Source organism: Bradyrhizobium sp. (assembly GCF_049581145.1).
In the GTDB taxonomy this organism is placed as follows: domain Bacteria; phylum Pseudomonadota; class Alphaproteobacteria; order Rhizobiales; family Xanthobacteraceae; genus Bradyrhizobium.
This window is the reverse complement of sequence record NZ_JBAURI010001339.1, coordinates 1-4,818: the sequence shown is the minus strand read 5'-3', so window position 1 is coordinate 4,818 and position 4,818 is coordinate 1. Positions and strand designations below refer to the sequence as shown.

The following is a 4,818-nucleotide window of genomic DNA, read 5'->3' as shown; positions in this document are numbered from 1 at the left end:
GTGCGGGTCGGATAATATTCCGGCAGTCGCGTGATCGCTTCGAACAGTTCCGAACCGGTCGCATCGTAGAAATATTTCGGCGACAGGCGCTTGGGGTTCTGCGACAGATCGTCGATCGCGTCACGGGCGAAGGCCGAGGTCTGTTCGTCGGGAAGGTGGGCATTGGCCAAGGCGGGAGCGTGTACATTCATGATACTATACTCTGTTGATACACTAAATTCTTTCGAGCGCGGTTCCGGCGCGCATGAATGTTCTCGAGACCGTCAGGCAGGGTAATCGGCGAGGCGAAGTCCTGTGAATTGCCAGCGGTGGTGCGGATAAAAGAAGTTGCGATAGGTGACGCGGCTGTGACCATCCGGAGTTGCGAGTGACGAGCCGCGCAGCACCAGCTGGTTGACCATGAACTTGCCGTTGTATTCGCCGAGCGCGCCTTCGATGGCGCGGTAGCCGGGGTAGGGCGAATAGGCGCTTCGGGTCCATTGCCAGACGATGCCGAAGGCGTCGTTGAGCTGATCGTTGCGGGCCGCGACTTCCCATTCCATTTCGGTCGGCAGATGCTTGCCGCTCCAGCGTGCGAAAGCGTCGGCCTCATAATAGCTGACATGACAGACCGGCGCGTCAGGGTCGACCGGCGCAAGGCCGGCCAATGTCATCACATGCCATTCACCGTCGACTTCACGCCAGTAGCCCGGCGCCTGCCAGCCTTCGCTGCTTGCGGCTGCAAAACCGTCCATCAGCCAGAGCGTCGCGGTCCGGTAGCCACCGTCCCTCATGAAGGCGAGCCACTCGCCATTGGTCACGAGGTTGCGCGCCAGACTCACCGGACCGACCAGCGCCCGATGCGCCGGTTTTTCATTGTCGAAATGAAAGCTGTCGTCGGTGTGGCCGACAGTGTGGATACCTTCGTTCAGGTGCACCCATGCCTCGCCACCGCGCGATGAGGCCGGAAAACGCCAGGCCGGGTCGTAAGCCGGGAAAACCGGATTCTGTGAAAAGGCGTGCAAGATGTCGGTCAGCAGCAATTCCTGGTGCTGCTGTTCATGATTGAGGCCGACTTCGACCAGCGGCGCCAGTCTTTTGAGGACATCGGCGGCCGCGCCCTGAAAAAACTTCACGACCGCCGCGTCGACATGTCTGCGGTAGGCGGTGATTTCGGCGGCGCCCGGCCGGGTCAAAAGGCCGCGCGCGTTGCGGGCGTGCCGCGGGCCGGCGCTGACGTAGTAGGAATTGAACAGGAAGGCATAGTCCGGGTGGAATGGGGCGTAGGCCGGGCAGTGCGCGCCGAGCAGGAATTGCTCGAAAAACCAGGTGGTGTGGGCACGGTGCCACTTTGCCGGGCTGGCGTCCGGCATCGACTGCACCACCTGATCCTCAGGCGCGAGCGGCGCGGCGCGGCGTTCCGTCTCCTCGCGAACGGCGAGGTACGCGTCCACCAGCCTTTGCGCCGGATCCCCGGCGGGCGGCCCGGATGCGCTAAAAAGTGATGGGTTCGGAATGGGGAGGGCGGCCGCAGCGGCAGGTTTGGTCACGATGGTCTCCGGTCGAGGCAGAGAACGTGGCTCTGGCAAACTGGTTCCAAACAGGCAGTCGGTCCTAGATAGGAGCGCGGTTTCGGGAAAAAAGCCTCTCGCGGCGATGATATTGCCGTCATCAGGCTATCGGTCGGCCCAACCCTTGCATGCCAGCTGTCCGGCATTTAAGCTTGGATGCACAACGCTTTGCGCTACATATATGACGGTTTCGCGTAAGGGGGCCGACCGGTCTCGACAGGGTTCAGGGGCTCCCATGCGCGCCCCCAGAGGAAGCGAAAATGAGCATCGAGCAATTCATCGAAAACGAAGTGAAGTCGAACGACGTCGTGCTGTTCATGAAGGGGACGCCGCAATTTCCGCAGTGCGGATTTTCCGGCCAGGTGGTGCAGATCCTCGACCACGTCGGCGTCGGTTATAAGGGCCTGAACGTTCTTGAATCGGCCGAGCTGCGCAATGGCATCAAGGTCTATTCCAACTGGCCGACGATCCCCCAGCTCTACGTCAAGGGCGAATTCGTCGGTGGCTGCGATATCATCCGCGAGATGTTCCAGGCCGGTGAATTGCAGCAGCTGCTTGCCGACAAGGGCGTCACCGTGAACGCGGCAGCCTCGGCCTGACCATTGCGGTCCATCAGGTCGGTGCGGCCCGGCTTGAAGTCGTCGTCGGCGACATCACAAGCCTGAGCGTTGACGCCATCGTCAACGCCGCCAACGAAACCCTGCTCGGCGGCGGTGGGGTCGATGGCGCGATCCACCGGGCCGCCGGCCCGGAACTGCTGGCCGAATGCCGCGGGCTTCACGGTTGCAAGACCGGCGATGCCAAGATCACCCGAGGATACGGCTTGCCGGCGCGGCACGTGATCCACGCCGTCGGACCGGTCTGGCATGGCGGCAATCGGGACGAAGACGAATTGCTCGCCTCCTGTTACCGCCGCGCCATCGCGCTTTGTGATGCTCACGGGCTCGCCTCGATCGCATTTCCCGCCATCTCCACCGGAGTCTATCGGTTTCCACCGGACCGCGCCGCCCCGATTGCCGTCGGTGCGACGGCCGCCGCGCTGGCGACGGCGTCCTCGCTCGCTCGGGTGCTGTTTTGCTGTTTTTCTGCGGAGAGCGCGCGGCTGCATGCACAGGCGATCACGGGTCTTTGCAACTGAAGGCTTACAACTGAAGTCTTTCCAACTGAAGTCTGTACAACGGAAGTCTTGCGAACCAGGTCTTGCCAACCCTTGTGCCGGGGCCGTCGGCGGCTAAACTCGATCAGACGAAGGGGAGAGATGATGAAGCTGTCTCGTGGGCTGAGCTCATGCGCATTTGGCGCAGCTCTGATGTTTGCCATGGCACCAGCGGCCGGCGCCGCGGGTACCTTCGATATCCCGCCGGGCGCGCACTTCAACCCACAGAAGCTGGAACGTGTCGGCGACTATCTGCGCAACGAGATTGCTACGGGCAAGATTCCGGGCGCAGTCCTCCTGATCCAGCAGCATGGCAAGCCGGTCTATCATCAGGCGCTGGGGGTCCGCGACGTCGCGACCCAGCTCCCGATGACCGACGACACCATCTTCCGCCTGTTCTCGATGAGCAAACCGATCACCAGCGTGGTGGCGATGATGCTGATCGAGGAGGGCAAGCTTTCGCTCAATGATCCCGTTGCCAAATACATTCCCTCCTTCGCCAATGTCAAAGTCGGCGTCGAGACGGTCGCCGACGATGGCAAAAAGACCCTCGACCTGGTGCCGCCGAAACGCGCGATGACGGTTTACGATCTGATGCGCCAGACCTCGGGCATCACCTATGGCTTTTATGGCAACAGCCTGGTCCGCAAGGCCTACGCCGCTGCCAAAATCCTCGACGGCGATTTCAACAATGCGGAATTCGCCGAGCGAATCGCCAGGCTGCCGCTGCAGGACCAGCCGGGGACGCTCTGGCAATATGGCCATTCCACCGACGTCCTGGGCCGAGTCATGGAGATCGTCTCGGGCAAGTCGCTGCTGGCCGTCGAGCGCGAAAAGCTGCTCGATCCGCTCGGCATGAGCAATACCGCCTTCTACGTCACCGATGCCAGGAAGCGGGAGCTGATCGCGATGCCGATGCCGAGCGACGGCGATTTCAGGGTCGGTTTCGTCAGCCACGCCGATGTTCCGATGAAATGGGAATCCGGCGGCGGCGGCATGATCTCGACCACGTCGGATATCGCCCGCTTCGCGCAGATGGTGCTCGACGGCGGCAAGTATCGGGGCAAGCAGTTTCTGAAGCCGGAGACATTCGAACAGATGACGACCGATCATGTCGGTCCCGGGACCGGCATCGGCCGCGACTTCTACTATTTTCCCGGGGACGGATTCGGCTTCGGGCTCGGCTTCGGGGTGCGCACCGATGCCGGCAACGCCGACCCGCCGGCGCCGGGCTCGCTCGGCGAGTTGAAATGGGATGGCGCCAGCGGCTGCTATTTCGTGATCGACCGCAAGCAGGACATGTTCTTCGTGCTGATGGAGGAGACGCCGTCCGAACGCCAGAAGATCCAGCCGACGGTGAAGAGACTGATTTATGAAGCCATGGAAAATTGACGGCTTGACGCGCCGACGCGGTCTCGCGGCGGGGCTTGCGCTGCTGATTTCGGCAATGGTCCCCGGACGATCTCAAGCCGGCAGCGCGGAGGCGTCGTCGCCGGCTGAGGCAAGCCTGTCGCCGGAGCGGCTCGCGCCTATCGGCGATTTCATGCGCAATGAAATCGCCGCCGGCAAGATCCCGGGCGCCATCGTCCTGATCCAGCAGCACGGTCATCCCGTCTATTTCAAGAGCTTTGGGGTGCGCGATGTCGAGAGCCGGCATCCGATGACCGCGGACACCATCTTCCGGATCTATTCGATGTCGAAGCCGATCACCTCGGTTGCCGCGATGATGCTGGTGGAGGACGGCAAGCTCGCTCTCGCGGATCCCGTTTCAAAATACATTCCAGCCTTTGCCGACGTGAAGGTCGGTGTCGAAAAGACCGACGACGACGGCAAGCAGGTGCTGGCGCTCGAACCGCTCAAACGCCCGATCAGCATCGAAGACCTGATGCGCCATACGTCGGGCCTGACCTATGGCTTCTATGGCGATGATCCCATCCGCAGACTCTACGCCGAGTCCGACATGTTTGACGGCGATTTCGACAACGCCGCCTTCGTCGCGCGGCTCGGACAGGTCCAGGCCGTCCACGGCCACCACTCCGCCGAACTGCTTGGTCACGCCGCTGATCGTGATGGCGTCGTTCATGGCTCCTCGAGGTCTCCGGTCGTTGGATG

Annotated in this window: 6 protein-coding genes; 4 read left to right on the top strand and 2 right to left on the bottom strand. The window is 62.2% G+C overall.

Annotated features, from left to right (window positions below; genetic code table 11):
- Together WCB02_RS42630 and egtB are read right to left on the bottom strand one after the other, a co-directional pair.
- On the bottom strand, nt 1-191 hold a 191-nt coding region (locus tag WCB02_RS42630), incomplete at its 3' end, for an L-histidine N(alpha)-methyltransferase (protein ID WP_423969209.1).
- Between the two features lie 72 nt (nt 192-263).
- Nucleotides 264-1,529, bottom strand: a complete 1,266-nt coding sequence (gene egtB, locus WCB02_RS42625; protein WP_423969206.1) for an ergothioneine biosynthesis protein EgtB — start codon at nt 1,527-1,529, stop codon at nt 264-266.
- Between the two features lie 281 nt (nt 1,530-1,810).
- Between egtB and grxD the strand changes: the two genes are divergently transcribed.
- From grxD to WCB02_RS42605, 4 genes are all read left to right on the top strand, one after another.
- Nucleotides 1,811-2,149 (top strand): Grx4 family monothiol glutaredoxin, encoded by a 339-nt coding sequence (gene grxD, locus WCB02_RS42620; protein WP_423969203.1) that lies wholly within the window; start codon nt 1,811-1,813, stop codon nt 2,147-2,149.
- Nucleotides 2,146-2,688 carry an O-acetyl-ADP-ribose deacetylase gene (locus WCB02_RS42615; protein WP_423969211.1) on the top strand — a complete coding sequence of 181 codons (543 nt, stop codon included), beginning with the start codon at nt 2,146-2,148 and terminating at the stop codon, nt 2,686-2,688. Before grxD ends, WCB02_RS42615 begins: the two co-directional genes overlap by 4 nt.
- Before the next feature lie 123 nt (nt 2,689-2,811).
- Nucleotides 2,812-4,098, top strand: a complete 1,287-nt coding sequence (locus WCB02_RS42610) for a serine hydrolase domain-containing protein (protein ID WP_423969200.1) — start codon at nt 2,812-2,814, stop codon at nt 4,096-4,098.
- Nucleotides 4,099-4,102: 4 nt separating this feature from the next.
- A partial coding sequence (locus WCB02_RS42605) for a serine hydrolase domain-containing protein (protein WP_423969198.1) occupies nt 4,103-4,818 on the top strand: 716 nt, incomplete at its 3' end.

Excerpts from the sequence above, each read along its gene's own strand:
- grxD (WP_423969203.1), top strand. The coding sequence starts at position 1,811 with ATGAGCATCGAGCAATTCATCGAAAACGAAGTGAAGTCGAACGACGTC.
- WCB02_RS42610 (WP_423969200.1), top strand. The coding sequence starts at position 2,812 with ATGAAGCTGTCTCGTGGGCTGAGCTCATGCGCATTTGGCGCAGCTCTG.